Source organism: Streptomyces sp. NPDC104106 (assembly GCF_055584345.1).
Genome location: NZ_JBVJMF010000005.1, coordinates 70,040 through 87,187, shown reverse-complemented (window position 1 = coordinate 87,187; position 17,148 = coordinate 70,040). Strand labels below are relative to the sequence as shown.

Here is a 17,148-nt window from a genome sequence, read left to right as displayed (position 1 = left end):
CCAGCCCGCAGTACGTGTACGAGGAGGCCCGCTAAAGATGGCACGGCGATACGACACCAACGACGCGACCGACCGCGCGACGGGTCTGCGCGAAGCCGCGTCCGCCGTCCGCCGGGGCGAGCTGGTGGTGCTGCCGACCGACACGGTGTACGGCATCGGCGCCGACGCGTTCTCCTCGGAGGCCGTCGCCGATCTGCTCGCCGCCAAGGGCCGGGGCCGGACCATGCCCACCCCTGTCCTCATCGGCTCCCCGAACACCCTGCACGGCCTCGTCACGGACTTCTCCGAGCTGGCCTGGGAACTGGTCGACGCCTTCTGGCCGGGCGCCCTGACGCTGGTCGCCAAGCACCAGCCCTCGCTCCAGTGGGACCTGGGCGACACCCGGGGCACGGTCGCCGTCCGCATGCCGCTGCACCCCGTCGCGATCGAACTGCTCACCGAGGTCGGCCCGATGGCGGTGTCGTCGGCGAACCTCACCGGGCACCCGGCGCCGGAGAACTGCGACGCCGCCCAGGACATGCTCGGCGACTCCGTCTCCGTCTACCTCGACGGCGGCCCGACCCCGGCCAACGTGCCGTCCTCCATCGTGGACGTCAGCCGTGCCGTGCCCGTGCTGCTGCGCGAGGGCGCCCTGTCCGCCGAGGAGCTGCGCAAGGTGGTACCCGACCTCGAGGTGGCGAATTGACGGCCCCTGAGACGGGGCGTGGCATAGGCATCGGAGAACGTGAGGCGGAGCAGACGACGACGTTCGGCTTTCCGCGCGACACCTTCCGCATCCTCCACGTCAGCACCGGCAATGTGTGCCGCTCGCCGATCACCGAGCGGCTGACCCGCCATTTCGTCGCCGAGCGCCTCGGTGTGCTCGGCGGCGGGCTGATCGTGGAGAGCGCGGGGACCTGGGGCCACGAGGGCGCGCCGATGGAGGCCAACGCGGAGGCGGTCCTGGCGGAGTTCGGCGCGGACGCCTCCGGCTTCGTCGGCCGGGAACTGCTCGACGAGCACGTCATCCGCGCCGACCTCGTCCTGACCGCCACCCGGGACCACCGCGCCCAGGTCATCTCCATGGGCCATTCGGCGGGGCTGCGCACCTTCACCCTGAAGGAGTTCACCCGCCTGGTCCGCGCGATAGATCCCGCCACTCTGCCGCCGCTGGAGGACGGTGTGGTGATGCGGGCGCGTGCTCTGGTCCGGGCGGCGGCGGCTCTGCGGGGGTGGCTGCTGGCGCCCACGGTGGAGGCGGACGAGGTGTACGACCCGTACGGCGCGCCGCTGACGTTCTTCCGCTCTGTCGGCGGTGAGATACACCAGGCGCTGGACCCGGTGGTGACGGCACTGACGGGGGTGCCGGCGCGGGCGTGAGCCGCGTGGCTGGGCCGGCGGTCGCAGGCCGCCGGGAGGCACCCCGGGATCGAGCGAGCGAGCGCGAGAGGCGCGCCGAGAACGGGTCCCCGCCACCCTGCCGCCGCCTCAGGACGGTGTCCCGCAGAGCCGCCGTCCGGACGGGGCGCCGCTGACGTTCTTCCGCTCGCTCGAGCCCGGTGCCGTGCCGCTGCCGGAGGCCGCTGTCCGGGTGCCGGTGCCGGTGCGGGTGCAGGGCGCGTGAGCGGGTGTGAGGTCGCGCGGGTGGCGGGGGCCGGGCCTACATTGGACCTACGTCACCGTCGACCGCTCCGGGAGCCCGCCATGTCGGTCACCCCTGCCCTCCCGACCGATGTCCTGCGGCAACAGGACCCCGAGCTGGCGGAGATCCTCCTCGGTGAACTGCGCCGGCAGTCGACCTCGCTGCAGCTGATCGCCGCCGAGAACTTCGCCTCGCCCGCCGTGCTGGCGGCACTCGGCTCGGCGCTCTCCAACAAGTACGCCGAGGGCTATCCCGGCGCCCGGCACCACGGCGGCTGCGAACTGGTCGACGTCGCCGAGCGGCTCGCCGTGGAGCGGGCCATGGCGCTGTTCGGGGCCGCCCACGCCAACGTCCAGGCCCACTCGGGCTCCTCGGCCGTGCTGGCCGCCTACGCCGCCCTGCTGCGCCCCGGCGACACCGTCCTCGCCCTCGGCCTGCACTACGGCGGCCACCTCACCCACGGCTCGCCCGCGAACTTCTCCGGGCGCTGGTTCGACTTCGTGGGGTACGGGGTCGACGCGGAGACCGGGCTCATGGATCACGACCAGGTCCGCCACCTGGCGCGCAACCACCGGCCGAAAGCCATCGTGTGCGGATCGATCGCGTACCCCCGCCACATCGACTACGCCTTCTTCCGCGAGGTCGCCGACGAGGTCGGGGCCTACCTGATCGCCGACGCCGCGCATCCGATCGGGCTCGTGGCCGGGGGAGCGGCGCCGAACCCGGTGCCGTACGCCGATGTCGTGTGCGCGACGACCCACAAGGTGCTGCGCGGGCCGCGCGGCGGCATGATCCTGTGCGGCACCCCGGAGCTGGCCGAGCGCATCGACCGGGCCGTGTTCCCCTTCACCCAGGGCGGCGCCCAGATGCACACCATCGCCGCCAAGGCCGTCGCGTTCGGCGAGGCGGCGACACCGGCATTCGCCGCGTACGCCCATCAGGTGGTCGCCAACGCCCGCGCGCTGGCCGGTCTGCTGGCGGCGGAGGGGTTCGCGGTCACCACCGGCGGCACCGACACCCATCTGATCACCGTCGACCCCGCCCCGCTCGGCGTCGACGGCCGCGCCGCCCGCGGCCGGCTCGCCGCCGCCGGGATCGTCCTCGACTGCTGTGTGCTGCCCCACGGCGACGGCCGGGGCCTGCGCCTGGGCACGGCCGCGGTGACCAGCCAGGGCATGGGCGAGCCGGAGATGCGCCGGATCGCCGCCTCGATGGCGGCCGTGCTGCGGGGCGAGGCCGACCCCGCCCGGACGCGGGAGGACGTGCGCGAACTCACGGGTGATTTTCCGCCGTATCCGGGCTGAACGGGGGCAGGCGCTGCCCCGTACACCCTGGAGTGCGGCGTGGCCCACAGCCACACGTGCAACCATCGTCGCTACCCGGAAGTCCCCATCCATATACGTCCATCGCTAGGGTGTGGGGCTGTGATGGCCAGCGAGACCTGTGGGGAAGCCCGTGCGTGAATACCTGCTGACGCTCTGCATCACGGCCGCGGTGACGTACCTGCTGACAGGGCCGGTACGGAAGTTCGCGATCGTGGCCGGGGCGATGCCGGAGATCAGGGCCCGTGACGTGCACCGGGAACCGACTCCGCGCCTCGGCGGTATCGCCATGTTCTTCGGCCTGTGCGCGGGGCTGCTCGTCGCGGACCACCTGACCAACCTCAACGAGGTCTTCGCGAAGTCGAACGAGCCGCGGGCCCTGCTCTCCGGGGCCGCGCTGATCTGGCTGATCGGCGTCCTGGACGACAAGTTCGAGATCGACGCGCTGATCAAGCTGGGCGGCCAGATGATCGCCGCCGGGGTCATGGTCATGCAGGGTCTGACGATCCTGTGGCTGCCCATCCCGGGCGTCGGCAACGTGGCGCTGACCCAGTGGCAGGGCACCCTGCTGACCGTCGCGCTCGTCGTCATCACGATCAACGCCGTGAACTTCGTCGACGGCCTCGACGGCCTCGCGGCCGGCATGGTCTGCATCGCGGCGGCGGCGTTCTTCCTCTACTCGTACCGGATCTGGTACTCGTACGGCATCGAGGCCGCCGCTCCCGGCACCCTGTTCGCGGCGATCCTGATGGGCATGTGCCTCGGCTTCCTGCCGCACAACATGCACCCCGCGCGGATCTTCATGGGCGACTCCGGCTCGATGCTGATCGGCCTGGTGCTGGCGGCCGGCGCCATCTCGATCACGGGTCAGGTGGACCCCGACGCCCTGGCCCTGTTCACGGGTTCGGAGAAGGCCGCCGTGCACCAGACGGTGCCGGTCTACATCCCGCTGCTGCTCCCGCTGACGATCATCGCCGTACCGGCCGCGGACCTGGTCCTCGCGATCGTGCGCCGCACCTGGCGCGGCCAGTCGCCGTTCGCCGCCGACCGCGGGCACCTGCACCACCGGCTGCTGGAGATCGGCCACTCGCACAGCCGGGCCGTGCTGATCATGTACTTCTGGTCGGCCCTGATCGCCTTCGGAGCACTGGGGTACTCGGTCAACTCGGCGTCCATGTGGATCGTGCTCGGCATCGTCTTCCTCAGCGCGGTCGGCCTGGTCCTGCTGCTGCTCCCGCGCTTCACCCCGCGCGTGCCGGTGTGGGCGCAGGCCTTCGTACCGCCGCGCTACCGGCGCCGGCGCCGGGCGGCCGAGGCGGCGGCGGAGGCCGCCGTGGCGCAGGGCGCCTGCGAGGCGGAGGAGCCGGCGGGCCGGGCGCCGGTCGCGGCCGGGATCTCGGGCGTCAACGGGGCGACCGCGATCGGCCCCCGTTCGCGTTTCGCCGACCGCGGCTGAGGACGGTCAAGGTAAGAATCAGACGAGAGCATTGCCAACTCATGGGGGAACAAAGCCCCCTAATACCAGACAACTGGGCGGGGTTTTTGCCCAGACGCGCACTGTCACTCTCATGTGTGACAGCAAGCACACCTTCCAGGTAAAGACCGCATCAAATAGTTTGTGATACGGTTCACGAGAACCCCGGATAGAGCCGAAGGACCGTAGTGCGACGGTCCATTGGTGTGAGGTCTCGATCACTCAGCCCGGGACTACGCTCGTCCATGACGACACCCTGCCCCCTTGTGAAAGCGGAGTTGCCGCCATGCCGTCCAATGACGCCCGGAACCTTCTGCGGATCGCTGTGCCCACAGCGGTCGCAGGCGTGATCGCCGTCGCCGTGAGCGCCGCGGTCGCGGGGGGCAAGGGTGCGCTGGGCGCTGCGGTCGGCACTCTGCTGGCCATCCTGTTCATGGGAATCGGCCTCTACGTGCTGCAGTGGACGGCAAAAACGCTCCCGCAGCTGTTCCAGATGATGGGCCTGTTGCTCTATGTGGCCCAGCTGCTCCTCCTCCTGATCTTCGTCGCTGTCTTCAAGGACACCTCCCTCTTCAACGCGAAGACGTTCGCCGTGTCGCTCGTCGTCGCGACCGTCGTGTGGATGGCCGCGCAGGCTCGCGCACACATGAAGGCCAAGATCTTCTACGTCGACCCGGACTCCCAGAAGAGCGAGAAGCCCGAGAAGACAGGGCCGTCGTCGTGAGAGGTAGGGGCGGGATAAAGGCTAGTGAGATCTCCTGCTATCGTCCGGTGCCAACTGCGGCATCGCGGGCGCGGGCATCCGAGCTGACGCCTGATCATTCGCGAGGCTCGAAGCCCTTCAGCCGCCCCCACATCCGTAACACCAGTCCGGTGCCGATCCGCGGCCGCGCGCCGCGCCGACACAACGAGGTTGCCGTACCCATGCGTCACGCCGAAGGAGCCCGCGGTGAGTGCTGACCAGACCCAGCTCGCCTTTGACTGGAGTTGTCGGATCATGTCCGACAACGGGTGCGGCTTCCCGGCCCCGGGCCTGCAGTCCTTCCTCTTCAAGCCGCTCTTCACGGTCGGCGGCTTCGAGTTCAACAAGGTCATCCTGCTGGCGCTCGTCACCACCGTGCTGGTCGTCGGCTTCTTCTGGGCCGCCTTCGGCAAGGCCAAGGTCGTCCCGGGCAAGCTCCAGATGATCGGTGAGGCCGGCTACGACTTCGTGCGCCGCGGCATCGTGTACGAGACGCTCGGCAAGCGCGAGGGCGAGAAGTACGTCCCCCTCATGGTCTCGCTGTTCTTCTTCATCTGGATCATGAACGTGTGGGAGGTCGTCCCGCTCGCCCAGTTCCCGGTGTCGTCGATCATCGCGTACCCGATCGTGCTCGCCGCGGTCGTCTACATCACCTGGGTCGTGCTGACCTTCAAGAAGCACGGTTTCGTCGGCTTCTTCAAGAACGTCACGGGCTACGACAAGTCGCTCGGCGCGGTGCTGCCGCTCGTCATGGTCATCGAGTTCTTCTCGAACCTGCTCGTCCGGCCCTTCACCCACGCGGTCCGGCTCTTCGCCAACATGTTCGCCGGTCACCTGATGCTCGCGATGTTCACCGTCGCCTCCTGGTACCTGCTGAACAGCTACATGGTCGTGGGCGCCGGCGTCTCGTTCGTGATGACGATGGGTCTGATCGTCTTCGAGCTGTTCGTCCAGGCCGTCCAGGCGTACGTCTTCGTGCTGCTGGCCTGCTCCTACGTTCAGGGCGCTCTCGCCGAGCACCACTGAGCCGAACCACCTCCGCCAAACCCCCAGACGTCCGGTGGCCAACCCCCACCGGTCCATGAAAGAGAAGGAAGAACCGGCATGTCCGCTGCTCTTGAGACCCTCGCCGCCACCGCTGGTGTCCACGGCTCCGTCGGCTCGATCGGCTACGGCCTCGCTGCGATCGGCCCCGGCATCGGCGTCGGCATCATCTTCGGCAACGGCACCCAGGCCCTCGCTCGCCAGCCCGAGGCCGCCGGCCTGATCCGTGCCAACCAGATCCTGGGCTTCGCCTTCTGTGAGGCGCTCGCCCTCATCGGCATCGTTATGCCGTTCGTGTTCGGTAAGTAATCACCCCTTACCTGACACGAATCGACGAAAGGCACTGATGTGATCGCCAACCTGGTACAGCTGGCGGCCTCGGAGACCGAGCAGAACCCGCTCGTCCCCCCGGGCCCCGAGCTGCTCGTCGGCACCATCGCCTTCGCCATCGTGTTCTTCTTCTTCTGGAAGAAGCTGCTTCCGAACATCAACAAGGTTCTGGAGGAGCGCCGCGCGGCGATCGAAGGCGGTATCGAAGAGGCCGACGCCATGAAGGTCGAGGCCCAGAGCGTCCTTGAGCAGTACAAGGCACAGCTCGCCGAGGCCCGGCACGAGGCCGCGCGCCTGCGCCAGGAGGCGCAGGAGCAGGGTGCCGCGCTCATCGCCGAGATGCGGGCCGAGGGCCAGCGGCAGCGCGAGGAGATCGTCGCCGCCGGTCACGCCCAGATCGAGGCCGACCGCAAGGCCGCCGCGCAGACGCTGCGTCAGGATGTCGGCAAGCTCGCCACCGACCTGGCCGGCAAGCTCGTCGGCGAGTCCCTCGAGGACCACGCCCGCCAGAGCCGTGTGATCGACCGCTTCCTCGACGAGCTCGAGGAGAAGGCCGAGGCCACGCGATGAACGGAGCGAGCCGCGAGGCACTGGCTGCCGCCCGTGAGCGTCTCGACGCGCTGACGGACTCCACGTCCGTGGACGCCGCATCGCTCGCCGACGAGCTGGCGGCCGTCACCGCGCTGCTCGACCGCGAGGCCGGCCTGCGCCGGGTCCTCACCGACCCGGCGCAGCAGGCGGAGGCCAAGGCGGAGCTGGTCCAGCGCCTGATCGGCGGCCAGGTCAGCGGTCCCACCGCCGACCTGGTGTCCGGGATGGCCCGCGCCCGCTGGTCGCAGTCCCGCGACCTGGTGGACGCGCTGGAGGAACTGGCGGACATCGCCGACCTCACCGCCGCGGAGAAGCGGGGCACGCTGGACGAGGTCGAGGACGAGCTGTTCCGGTTCGGCCGGATCGTCTCCTCCAGCACCGAGCTGCGCGCCGCGCTGACCAACCGCACCGCCGGCCGCCAGGCCAAGACCGAGCTGGTCCACCGGCTGCTGGGCGGACGGGCCAAGCCCGCCACCGAGCGTCTGGTCGCCCGCCTCGTGACCGCGCCGCGGGGACGTAGCCTGGAAGCGGGACTGGAGTCCCTGTCCAAGCTGGCCGCCGAGCGCCGGGACCGCATGGTCGCCGTCGTCACCTCGGCGGTTCCGCTGAGCGACGGCCAGAAGCAGCGCCTCGGCGCCGCCCTCGCCAAGCTCTACGGCCGTCCGATGCACCTCAACCTGGACGTGGACCCCGAGGTCGTCGGCGGCATCCGGGTGCAGGTCGGTGACGAGGTCATCAACGGCTCCCTCGCGGACCGGCTGGACGACGCCGCCCGCCGCATGGCGAGCTAGCGAGCAACTCGGTACCAACTCGATATTTCGAGAAGAGCAGTACGTACTTACGGCCCTGGTTGGGCCGTGCAGAGGATTCACCTCTTACAGGGGGGAGTCCCCATCCCCCCCAAGTGAAACTTCGGGCCCAACAAGGAGAGCAGGGAACCCAGATGGCGGAGCTCACGATCCGGCCGGAGGAGATCCGGGACGCGCTGGAGAATTTCGTCCAGTCGTACAAGCCGGACGCGGCCTCGCGCGAGGAGGTCGGTACGGTCACCCTTGCCGGCGACGGCATCGCGAAGATCGAGGGTCTTCCCTCGGCCATGGCCAACGAACTGCTGAAGTTCGAGGACGGCACCCTCGGCCTCGCCCTCAACCTCGAGGAGCGCGAGATCGGTGCCATCGTCCTCGGTGAGTTCAGCGGCATCGAGGAGGGTCAGCCGGTCACGCGCACCGGTGAGGTCCTCTCCGTCGCGGTCGGCGAGGGCTACCTCGGCCGCGTCGTCGACCCGCTCGGCAACCCGATCGACGGCCTCGGCGAGATCGAGACGTCCGGCCGCCGCGCCCTCGAGCTGCAGGCCCCCACGGTCATGCAGCGCAAGTCGGTGCACGAGCCGATGGAGACCGGCTACAAGGCCGTCGACGCGATGACCCCGATCGGCCGCGGTCAGCGTCAGCTGATCATCGGTGACCGCCAGACCGGCAAGACCGCCCTGGCCGTCGACACGATCATCAACCAGCGCGACAACTGGCGCACCGGCGACCCGAAGAAGCAGGTCCGCTGCATCTACGTCGCCATCGGCCAGAAGGGCTCCACCATCGCCGGCGTGCGCCGCGCGCTGGAGGAGAACGGCGCCCTGGAGTACACGACCATCGTCGCCGCCCCGGCGTCCGACCCGGCCGGCTTCAAGTACCTGGCGCCGTACACCGGTTCGGCCATCGGCCAGCAGTGGATGTACGAGGGCAAGCACGTCCTGATCATCTTCGACGACCTGTCGAAGCAGGCCGACGCCTACCGCGCCGTGTCGCTGCTGCTGCGCCGCCCGCCGGGCCGTGAGGCCTACCCGGGTGACGTCTTCTACCTGCACTCCCGTCTGCTGGAGCGCTGCGCCAAGCTCTCCGACGACATGGGCGCCGGCTCGATGACCGGTCTGCCGATCGTCGAGACCAAGGCCAACGACGTCTCGGCGTTCATCCCGACCAACGTCATCTCCATCACCGACGGCCAGTGCTTCCTGGAGTCGGACCTGTTCAACGCCGGTCAGCGCCCCGCGCTGAACGTCGGTATCTCCGTCTCCCGAGTCGGTGGTTCCGCGCAGCACAAGGCGATGCGCCAGGTCTCCGGCCGCCTCCGCGTGGACCTCGCCCAGTTCCGTGAGCTGGAGGCGTTCGCCGCCTTCGGTTCCGACCTGGACGCGGCCTCGAAGGCGCAGCTGGAGCGCGGTCAGCGCATGGTCGAGCTGCTGAAGCAGGACCAGTACCAGCCGATGGCCACCGAGGACCAGGTCGTCTCCGTCTGGGCCGGCACCAACGGCCGGATGGACGAGGTCCCCGTCTCGGACATCCGCCGCTTCGAGAAGGAACTGATCGACTTCCTGCACCGGAAGCACCAGGGCCTGATGACCTCCATCAAGGAGGGCGCCAAGATGTCGGACGACACGATCCAGGCGATCGACGACGCCGTGGCGGAGTTCAAGAAGCAGTTCGAGACCTCGGACGGCAAGCTGCTCGGCGAGGACACTCCGGCCGCTGCCGCCAAGTGACGTAAGGAAGGACCTGACTCATGGGAGCCCAGCTCCGGGTCTACAAGCGTCGCATCCGATCCGTCACCGCGACCAAGAAGATCACCAAGGCGATGGAGATGATCGCCGCCTCGCGCGTCGTCAAGGCGCAGCGCAAGGTGGCGGCCTCCACGCCGTACGCGCAGGAACTGACCCGCGCGGTCACGGCGGTCGGTACGGGTTCGAACACCAAGCACCCGCTCACCACGGAGACGGAGAACCCGACCCGTGCCGCGGTCCTGCTCCTCACGAGCGACCGCGGTCTGGCCGGCGCCTTCAACTCCAACGCCATCAAGGCGGCGGAGCAGCTGACCGAGCGCCTGGAGCGCGAGGGCAAGCAGGTCGACACGTACATCGTCGGCCGGCGTGGTGTCGCCCACTACAACTTCCGTGAGCGCACCATCGCGGAGTCGTGGACGGGCTTCACGGACGAGCCGACGTACGCGGACGCCAAGAAGGTCGCGGCGCCCCTGATCGAGGCCATCGAGAAGGACACGGCCGTCGGCGGCGTGGACGAGCTCCACATCGTCTTCACCGAGTTCGTCTCGATGATGACGCAGACGGCGCTGGACACCCGGCTCCTTCCGCTGCGTCTCGAAGAGGTCGCGCAGGAGGCGGCGCCGAAGGGCGAGATCCTGCCGCTGTACGACTTCGAGCCCTCGGCGGAGGACGTCCTCGACGCCCTGCTGCCGCGCTACGTGGAGAGCCGCATCTACAACGCGCTGCTCCAGTCGGCCGCTTCGAAGCACGCCGCCACGCGGCGCGCGATGAAGTCGGCCACCGACAACGCGGGCGAGCTGATCAACACGCTCTCCCGTCTTGCCAACGCGGCCCGCCAGGCCGAAATCACCCAGGAAATCAGCGAGATCGTCGGTGGCGCGAGCGCCCTGGCCGACGCGACCGCGGGGAGTGACCGATAAATGACCACCACTGTTGAGACCGCGACGGCTACGGGCCGCGTCGCCCGGGTCATCGGCCCGGTCGTCGACGTGGAGTTCCCCGTCGACGCGATGCCGGACATCTACAACGCCCTGCACGTCGAGGTCGCCGACCCGGCGAACGAGGGCGCGAAGAAGACGCTGACCCTGGAGGTCGCCCAGCACCTGGGTGACGGCCTGGTCCGCACCATCTCCATGCAGCCCACCGACGGCCTGGTCCGCCAGGCCCCGGTGACCGACACGGGCGCCGCCATCTCCGTCCCGGTCGGCGACTTCACCAAGGGCAAGGTGTTCAACACCCTCGGTGAGGTGCTGAACGTCGACGAGTCCTACGACGGCGAGCGCTGGCCGATCCACCGCAAGGCCCCGAACTTCGACGAGCTCGAGTCCAAGACCGAGATGTTCGAGACGGGCGTCAAGGTCATCGACCTGCTCACCCCGTACGTCAAGGGCGGCAAGATCGGCCTGTTCGGCGGCGCCGGCGTCGGCAAGACGGTGCTCATCCAGGAGATGATCTACCGTGTCGCCAACAACCACGACGGTGTCTCCGTGTTCGCCGGTGTCGGTGAGCGCACCCGTGAGGGCAACGACCTCATCGAGGAGATGACCGACTCGGGCGTCATCGACAAGACCGCCCTGGTCTTCGGTCAGATGGACGAGCCCCCGGGCACCCGTCTGCGCGTCGCGCTGGCCGGCCTGACCATGGCCGAGTACTTCCGTGACGTCCAGAAGCAGGACGTGCTGTTCTTCATCGACAACATCTTCCGCTTCACGCAGGCCGGTTCCGAGGTCTCCACGCTGCTCGGCCGCATGCCGTCCGCGGTGGGCTACCAGCCGAACCTGGCCGACGAGATGGGTCTCCTCCAGGAGCGCATCACCTCGACCCGCGGTCACTCGATCACCTCGATGCAGGCGATCTACGTCCCCGCCGACGACCTGACCGACCCGGCCCCGGCCACCACCTTCGCCCACCTCGACGCGACGACGGTTCTGTCCCGTCCGATCTCCGAGAAGGGCATCTACCCGGCCGTGGACCCGCTGGACTCCACGTCCCGCATCCTGGACCCGCGGTACATCGCGCAGGACCACTACGACGCCGCCATGCGCGTCAAGAACATCCTGCAGAAGTACAAGGACCTCCAGGACATCATCGCGATCCTCGGTATCGACGAACTGGGCGAGGAGGACAAGCTCGTCGTCCACCGTGCCCGTCGCGTGGAGCGCTTCCTGTCCCAGAACACCCACGTCGCCAAGCAGTTCACCGGCGTGGACGGTTCGGACGTCCCGCTGGACGAGACGATCGCGGCGTTCAACGCGATCTGCGACGGCGAGTACGACCACTTCCCGGAGCAGGCGTTCTTCATGTGCGGTGGCCTGGAGGACCTCAAGGCCAACGCCAAGGAGCTGGGCGTCTCCTGAACTCGGCCCGAGTTCCGGTGAGAGGGGCGCGGGCGCACCCTTCCGGGGTGCGGTCCGGCCCCTCTCGCCACGCCTACTAGAATTGACCCCAACACCCGGCGCCCCTGCCGGGTGGTGACCCGAGGAGCCACCCTTGGCTGCTGAGCTGCACGTCGAGCTGGTCGCCGCCGACCGCCAGGTCTGGTCCGGCGAGGCCACCCTGGTCGTCGCGCGCACCACGTCCGGCGACATCGGCGTCATGCCCGGTCACCAGCCGCTGCTCGGTGTGCTGGAGTCGGGCCCGGTGACCATCCGTACGAGTGACGGTGGAACGGTCGTCGCCGCGGTGCACGGCGGTTTCGTCTCGTTCGCGGACAACAAGCTGTCCCTGCTGGCCGAGATCGCCGAGCTGTCGGACGAGATCGATGTCCAGCGCACGGAGCGGGAGCTGGAGCGCGCGAAGGCGGAGGGCGACGCCGCCGCCGAGCGCCGCGCGGATGTCCGTCTTCGTGCGGCGGCGGCGAGCTAGCCGCCCCGCGCCGTGCGTGAGCGTGACTCAGCCGCGGCTGGGACCGGAGGGATCCGGACCCAGCCGCGGCTGAGGTGAATCCGGGTGTTTTTTCCGTTCCATTACCTAGGAGACGAGGAGGTCGGTGCCGATGGTCCTCGCTCTGACTGTGGTGGCGGTCGTGGTCGCGCTCGTGGTGGTGGGACTGTTCCTGTTCGGATTGCGCCGCAGACTGATCCAGCGTTCCGGCGGCACCTTCGACTGTTCCCTGCGCTGGGACGTGCCCGAGAAACCGGACACCAGCGGCAAGGGCTGGTCCTACGGCGTCGCCCGCTACAACGGCGACCGCATCGAGTGGTACCGCGTCTTCTCCTACGGCTTCCGTCCCCGCCGCACCCTGGAGCGCGCCGCCATCGAGGTGGCCGGGCGCCGGCTGCCCGAGGGCGAGGAGGAACTGGCGCTGCTGTCCGACGCGGTGGTCCTCGCCTGTACGCACCGGGGCACGCGCCTCGAACTCGCCATGAGCGAAGACGCGCTGACCGGATTCCTCGCGTGGCTTGAGGCAGCCCCGCCCGGACAGCGGGTGAATGTGGCGTAGCCACATTCACCCGCTGGGTGGGGGTCCCCCGGACGAAGTCTGGGGGAGCGTCAACGTCGCTTAGCGGCCCTGTTACAGGTTGCTGCTGATCGCGTTCACCAGCTCGCCGTCGCTCGTGTCGCCGCTGAACTCCCAGAAGAACGCGCCACCGAGCCCCTGGGACCTGGCCCAGCTCATCTTCCCGGCGATGGTCGACGGGGTGTCGTAGGACCACCAGTTGCTGCCGCAGTGCGCGTACGCCGTGCCCGCGACGGTGCCGGTGACCGGGCAGGACGTCTTGAGGACCTTGTAGTCCTCGATGCCCTGCTCGTAGGTGCCGGCCGCCGGTCCCGTGGCGGTGCCGCCGGGGGCGTCCTGGGTGACGCCGGTCCAGCCGCGGCCGTAGAGACCGATGCCGATGAGCAGCTTGTTCGCGGGGACGCCGATGGACTTGTACGTGGCGATCGCGTCGGCGGTGGTGAAGCCGTCCTTCGGGATGCCGGGGTACGAGGTGAGCGGGGAGTGCGGGGCGGTGGGGCCCTTGGCGTCCCAGGCGCCGAAGAAGTCGTACGTCATCACGTTGTACCAGTTGACGTACTGGGCGGCGCCCGCGTAGTCGGCGGCGTGGATCTTGCCGCCCGCTGAGCCGTCGGCGGTCACCGCGGCCGTGACCAGCTTGCCGCTGCCGAACTTGGCGCGCAGCGCGGCCATCACGTTCTTGAAGGCGGCCGCACCGCTGGTGTCACAGGACAGGCCGCAGGCGTTCGGGTACTCCCAGTCGATGTCGATGCCGTCGAACACATCGGCCCAGCGCGGGTCGTTGACCAGGTTGTAGCAGGAGTCCGCGAACGCGGTGGGGTTGGCCGCCGCCTGCGCGAAGCCGCCGGACCAGGTCCAGCCGCCGAAGGACCACAGCACCTTGAGGTTCGGGTACTTGGCCTTCAGCTCGCGCAGCTGGTTGAAGTTGCCGCGCAGCGGCTGGTCCCAGGTGTCGGCGACGCCGCTGACGGACTGGTCGGCGGTGAACGCCTTGTCGTAGTCGGCGTAGGAGTCGCCGATCGCGCACTGGCCGTTCGTGACGTTGCCGAAGGCGTAGTTGATGTGCGTGATCTTCGCGGCCGAGCCGGACGTCACCAGGTTCTTGACGTTGTAGCCCCGGCCGTAGATGCCCCACTCGGTGAAGTAGCCGAGCTTGACCTTGTCGCCGGTGGGCGGGGGAGTGGTACCTCCCCCGCCGGTGGTGTGCACGGCGACCGCGCCGCTGACCGGTCCGGTCTGGCCGGCGGTGTCGCGGGCCTGGACGCTGTAGGAGTAGTCGCTGCCGGCGGTCAGGCCGGTGTCCGTGTACGAGGTGGTCGTCACGGTGGCGACGACCTTCCCGTCGCGCAGGACGTCGTAGTTCTTGACGCCGTTGTCGTCCGTGGCCGCGCTCCAGTTGAGCGTGACCGAGGTGTCGGTGACGCCGGAGGCGGTCGGGGTGCCGGGCGCGGACGGCGGGTTGTCACCGGGGGGCGTCGTACCGCCGTCGCAACTGCCGCCGTTCAGCGTGCAGTTGGACGGGGATCCGGAGCCGGAGCCGTTGAAGCCGAAGGAGACCGAGGCGCCCGGGGCGAGCGTGCCGGTGTAGGACTTGTTCTTCGCGGTCCAGTGGTTGCCGGAGTTGGTGACGTCCGCGTCCCAGGCGGAGGTGACGGAGGTGCCGGAGGGGAAGTCCCACCCGACGGTCCAGGAACTGATGGTGCTGGTGCCGGTGTTCTTGACGGTCCACTGGCCGCCGAAGCCGGTTCCCCAGTCGGTGGTCTTGGCGTAGCTCGCCGTCGCGGTGGCCGCGGCGGCGTGGGCGGGGTCCGCGAGCCCGACGAGGCCGGCCAGGGGGAGCAGCAGGGTCGCGAGGCCTGCCGCGGCTCTGTGTCTGAAGCGCATGGTGCGCCTCCTCGGTAGGGGGAAGGAAAGGGATGCCGTGGGCATGACTGAGCCTTCACGCCCATGGTGCTGCGAGAGTAGAAAGGTCTGGACCACAGGTCAATAGGTCTGGACCACTTGACCGGGATGGCGCCGGTCGTCCTCGCTAGATCCCCAACTCCCGGGCCAGTACGGCGGCTTGGACGCGGCTGCGCAGTTCCAGCTTGCCCAGCAGCCTGCTGACGTGGGTCTTCACCGTGCCCTCCGCCATCCGCAGCCGCTCGGCGATCTGCGCGTTCGACAGGCCCTCTCCGATGGCCGACAGCACCTCGCGCTCGCGCGGGGTCAGGCCCTCCAGCACGGCGGGGTCGGACGTCGCCCCGCGCACCGGTGCGGCGGCGAACTCGGCGATCAGCCGCCGGGTGACCGCCGGGGCAACGATCCCCTCGCCGCGCGCCACCGTCCGCACCGCCTGAAGCAGGTCCCGCGCCTCGGTGTTCTTCAGCAGGAACCCGGCCGCCCCCGCCCTGAGCGCCCCGAAGACGTACTCGTCCAGGTCGAAGGTGGTCAGCACGAGCACGTCCGCGAGCCCCTCCGCGACGATCGCCCGGGTGGCCGACACCCCGTCGAGCCGCGGCATCTGCACGTCCATCAGCACCAGATCCGGCCGCAGCTCACGGGCCAGCTCCACCGCCCGCTCGCCGTCCGCCGCCTCGCCGGCCACCTCGATGTCGGGCGCGCTGCGCAGGATCAGCACGAGCCCGGCGCGCACGGCGGACTGGTCCTCGGCGACGAGGACCCGGATGGCGGGCGTGGTCATGCGGAATCTCCTGAGCGTCGCCGGGGGGTGTCCTGGTGGAGTGGGAGACCGGCGCGTACGGTCCACCGGTGGCCGCCCGGACCCGGTTCCGGGCCGGCCTCGAAGCTGCCGCCGAGCAGCGCGGTGCGTTCGCGCATGCCGGCGAGGCCGGAGCCCGAGCCGGGGGCGCGCGGGGTGTCGCCGGGCCGGTAGGCGCTGGTCACCCGGATGTGCAAGGCGTCCTCCCGCTGGTGCAGCGCGATGTCCACGGGGCCGTCGGCCGCGTGCTTGAGCGCGTTGGTCAGCGACTCCTGCACGATCCGGTACGCGGCCAGTTCGACCGGCGCGGGCACCGGGCCGTGGCCGTCCTCCAGCCGGACGTCCAGGCCGCCCGCACGGGCGTTCCGCACGAGCGTGGCCAGGCCGTCGAGCGTCGGCGTCGCTGCGGGTTCCAGGTCCCCGCCGCTGTCCCGGAGGATACCGATCAGCCGGCGCATCTCGGCCAGCCCCTCGACGCTGTTCTCCCGGATCACCGTGAGCGCCTCCCGCGAGGTCCGCTCATCGTCCAGGGACAGCGCGGCCGTGGAGTGAATGGCGATCGCGGACAGGTGGTTGGCGATCATGTCGTGCAACTCCCGGGCCATCCGTACCCGTTCGGCGGTGACCGCCTGGGTGCGGTCCATCTCGGCCAGCAGCGCGGTCTGTTCGGCGCGCAGCCGGGCCGCCTCGGCGGCGTCGCGGTGGTTGCGCACCACCCAGCCGGTCGCCGCCGGCGCGAACGCGATCACGCCGACCCCCACCCCGATCAGCAGCCCGTGCGGATCGCGCCAGATCGCGGCGGGCACCACCCCGCCGAGGACCGTCAGCATCCCGGTCACCCAGGGAATCCGGCGGGCCGAGGCGGGAGAGCCGTACAGGACGGCCGCGTACATCAGATCGGTGTACAGCACGAGCGTGACCACGTTGCCGAGGGTCACCGTGTCCAGGACCAGCGCGAGCGTGCCGATGGCGAGCCCGACCCGCGGCCACGTGCGGCGCAGCGGCTCGCACGCGGTCGTCACCGCCAGCGGCACCAGCGGGCCCCACGGCGCGTGCCACAGCACCACCGGGTCCGAGACCACGCGCGGATGGATCCCGAGCGCCCACAGCACCACCCCGCCGAGCAGCCCGCCCAGCGCGATGCGCAGGTCGTCGGGGTGGGGGCGGGGGAGCGCTCGTGCCATGCCCCCATCCAACACGGCCCGGCGCCCGCCCGCCTGCTCCCCGGGAAGGGTCCCGGACTGCGACTTTCGCTTACGGCGGCCTCGCCCGCGCCGACGACGTAACGGGACGTACCGGCGGCGAGTCT

At 69.8% G+C, this 17,148-nt stretch carries 17 protein-coding genes; 14 read left to right on the top strand and 3 right to left on the bottom strand.

Features of this window, described 5'->3' with window-relative positions; translation table 11 throughout:
- The first annotated feature begins 37 nt into the window (after positions 1-37).
- The 14 genes from ACZ60X_RS14005 (at position 38) to ACZ60X_RS13940 (ending at position 13,120) form a co-directional block, all read left to right on the top strand.
- On the top strand, positions 38-685 hold the full coding sequence (locus tag ACZ60X_RS14005; RefSeq protein ID WP_469597654.1) for an L-threonylcarbamoyladenylate synthase: 648 nt from the start codon (positions 38-40) through the stop codon (positions 683-685).
- Positions 682-1,359 (top strand): arsenate reductase/protein-tyrosine-phosphatase family protein, encoded by a 678-nt coding sequence (locus tag ACZ60X_RS14000; RefSeq protein ID WP_469597651.1) that lies wholly within the window; start codon positions 682-684, stop codon positions 1,357-1,359. The genes ACZ60X_RS14005 and ACZ60X_RS14000 overlap by 4 nt, the downstream gene beginning before the upstream one ends.
- Positions 1,360-1,683: 324 nt before the next feature.
- A complete protein-coding gene (locus ACZ60X_RS13995) occupies positions 1,684-2,925 on the top strand; it encodes a serine hydroxymethyltransferase (protein ID WP_469597649.1) in 1,242 nt (413 codons plus the stop codon).
- A gap of 151 nt (positions 2,926-3,076) precedes the next feature.
- Complete coding sequence (locus ACZ60X_RS13990) at positions 3,077-4,399, top strand: MraY family glycosyltransferase (RefSeq protein ID WP_469597647.1); 1,323 nt, start codon at positions 3,077-3,079, stop codon at positions 4,397-4,399.
- A gap of 304 nt (positions 4,400-4,703) precedes the next feature.
- On the top strand, positions 4,704-5,141 hold the full coding sequence (locus ACZ60X_RS13985) for a hypothetical protein (RefSeq protein WP_469597643.1): 438 nt from the start codon (positions 4,704-4,706) through the stop codon (positions 5,139-5,141).
- Positions 5,142-5,414: 273 nt separating this feature from the next.
- Positions 5,415-6,185 (top strand): F0F1 ATP synthase subunit A, encoded by a 771-nt coding sequence (atpB, locus tag ACZ60X_RS13980; RefSeq protein ID WP_469598406.1) that lies wholly within the window; start codon positions 5,415-5,417, stop codon positions 6,183-6,185.
- Positions 6,186-6,263: 78 nt separating this feature from the next.
- The gene (gene atpE / locus ACZ60X_RS13975; protein ID WP_023546735.1) at positions 6,264-6,512 is read left to right on the top strand and encodes an ATP synthase F0 subunit C; all 249 of its coding nucleotides are present in this window, start codon (positions 6,264-6,266) and stop codon (positions 6,510-6,512) included.
- A gap of 39 nt (positions 6,513-6,551) precedes the next feature.
- Entirely contained in the window at positions 6,552-7,103 is a 552-nt protein-coding gene (locus ACZ60X_RS13970) for a F0F1 ATP synthase subunit B (protein WP_469597639.1), read from the top strand.
- On the top strand, positions 7,100-7,915 hold the full coding sequence (locus ACZ60X_RS13965) for a F0F1 ATP synthase subunit delta (RefSeq protein WP_469597637.1): 816 nt from the start codon (positions 7,100-7,102) through the stop codon (positions 7,913-7,915). The genes ACZ60X_RS13970 and ACZ60X_RS13965 overlap by 4 nt, the downstream gene beginning before the upstream one ends.
- 152 nt (positions 7,916-8,067) lie before the next feature.
- On the top strand, positions 8,068-9,660 hold the full coding sequence (gene atpA, locus ACZ60X_RS13960) for a F0F1 ATP synthase subunit alpha (protein WP_469597635.1): 1,593 nt from the start codon (positions 8,068-8,070) through the stop codon (positions 9,658-9,660).
- A 20-nt stretch (positions 9,661-9,680) separates the two neighbouring features.
- The gene (locus ACZ60X_RS13955; RefSeq protein WP_469597633.1) at positions 9,681-10,598 is read left to right on the top strand and encodes a F0F1 ATP synthase subunit gamma; all 918 of its coding nucleotides are present in this window, start codon (positions 9,681-9,683) and stop codon (positions 10,596-10,598) included.
- Positions 10,599-12,035, top strand: a complete 1,437-nt coding sequence (gene atpD / locus ACZ60X_RS13950; RefSeq protein WP_469597631.1) for a F0F1 ATP synthase subunit beta — start codon at positions 10,599-10,601, stop codon at positions 12,033-12,035. It abuts the gene before it with no gap.
- 133 nt (positions 12,036-12,168) lie between these two features.
- Entirely contained in the window at positions 12,169-12,543 is a 375-nt protein-coding gene (locus ACZ60X_RS13945) for a F0F1 ATP synthase subunit epsilon (protein ID WP_053661428.1), read from the top strand.
- Between the two features lie 130 nt (positions 12,544-12,673).
- Positions 12,674-13,120 (top strand): DUF2550 domain-containing protein, encoded by a 447-nt coding sequence (locus tag ACZ60X_RS13940; RefSeq protein ID WP_469597627.1) that lies wholly within the window; start codon positions 12,674-12,676, stop codon positions 13,118-13,120.
- A gap of 72 nt (positions 13,121-13,192) precedes the next feature.
- On the opposite strand, the gene ACZ60X_RS13935 is transcribed toward ACZ60X_RS13940, so the two are convergent.
- The 3 genes from ACZ60X_RS13935 to ACZ60X_RS13925 form a co-directional block, all read right to left on the bottom strand.
- A complete protein-coding gene (locus ACZ60X_RS13935) occupies positions 13,193-15,022 on the bottom strand; it encodes a glycosyl hydrolase family 18 protein (protein ID WP_469597625.1) in 1,830 nt (609 codons plus the stop codon).
- A 145-nt stretch (positions 15,023-15,167) separates the two neighbouring features.
- Entirely contained in the window at positions 15,168-15,821 is a 654-nt protein-coding gene (locus tag ACZ60X_RS13930; RefSeq protein WP_469597623.1) for a response regulator, read from the bottom strand.
- Positions 15,818-17,023: a sensor histidine kinase gene (locus ACZ60X_RS13925; protein WP_469597621.1), complete on the bottom strand. Its 1,206-nt coding sequence runs from the start codon at positions 17,021-17,023 to the stop codon at positions 15,818-15,820. The genes ACZ60X_RS13930 and ACZ60X_RS13925 overlap by 4 nt, the downstream gene beginning before the upstream one ends.
- Positions 17,024-17,148: the final 125 nt, after the last annotated feature.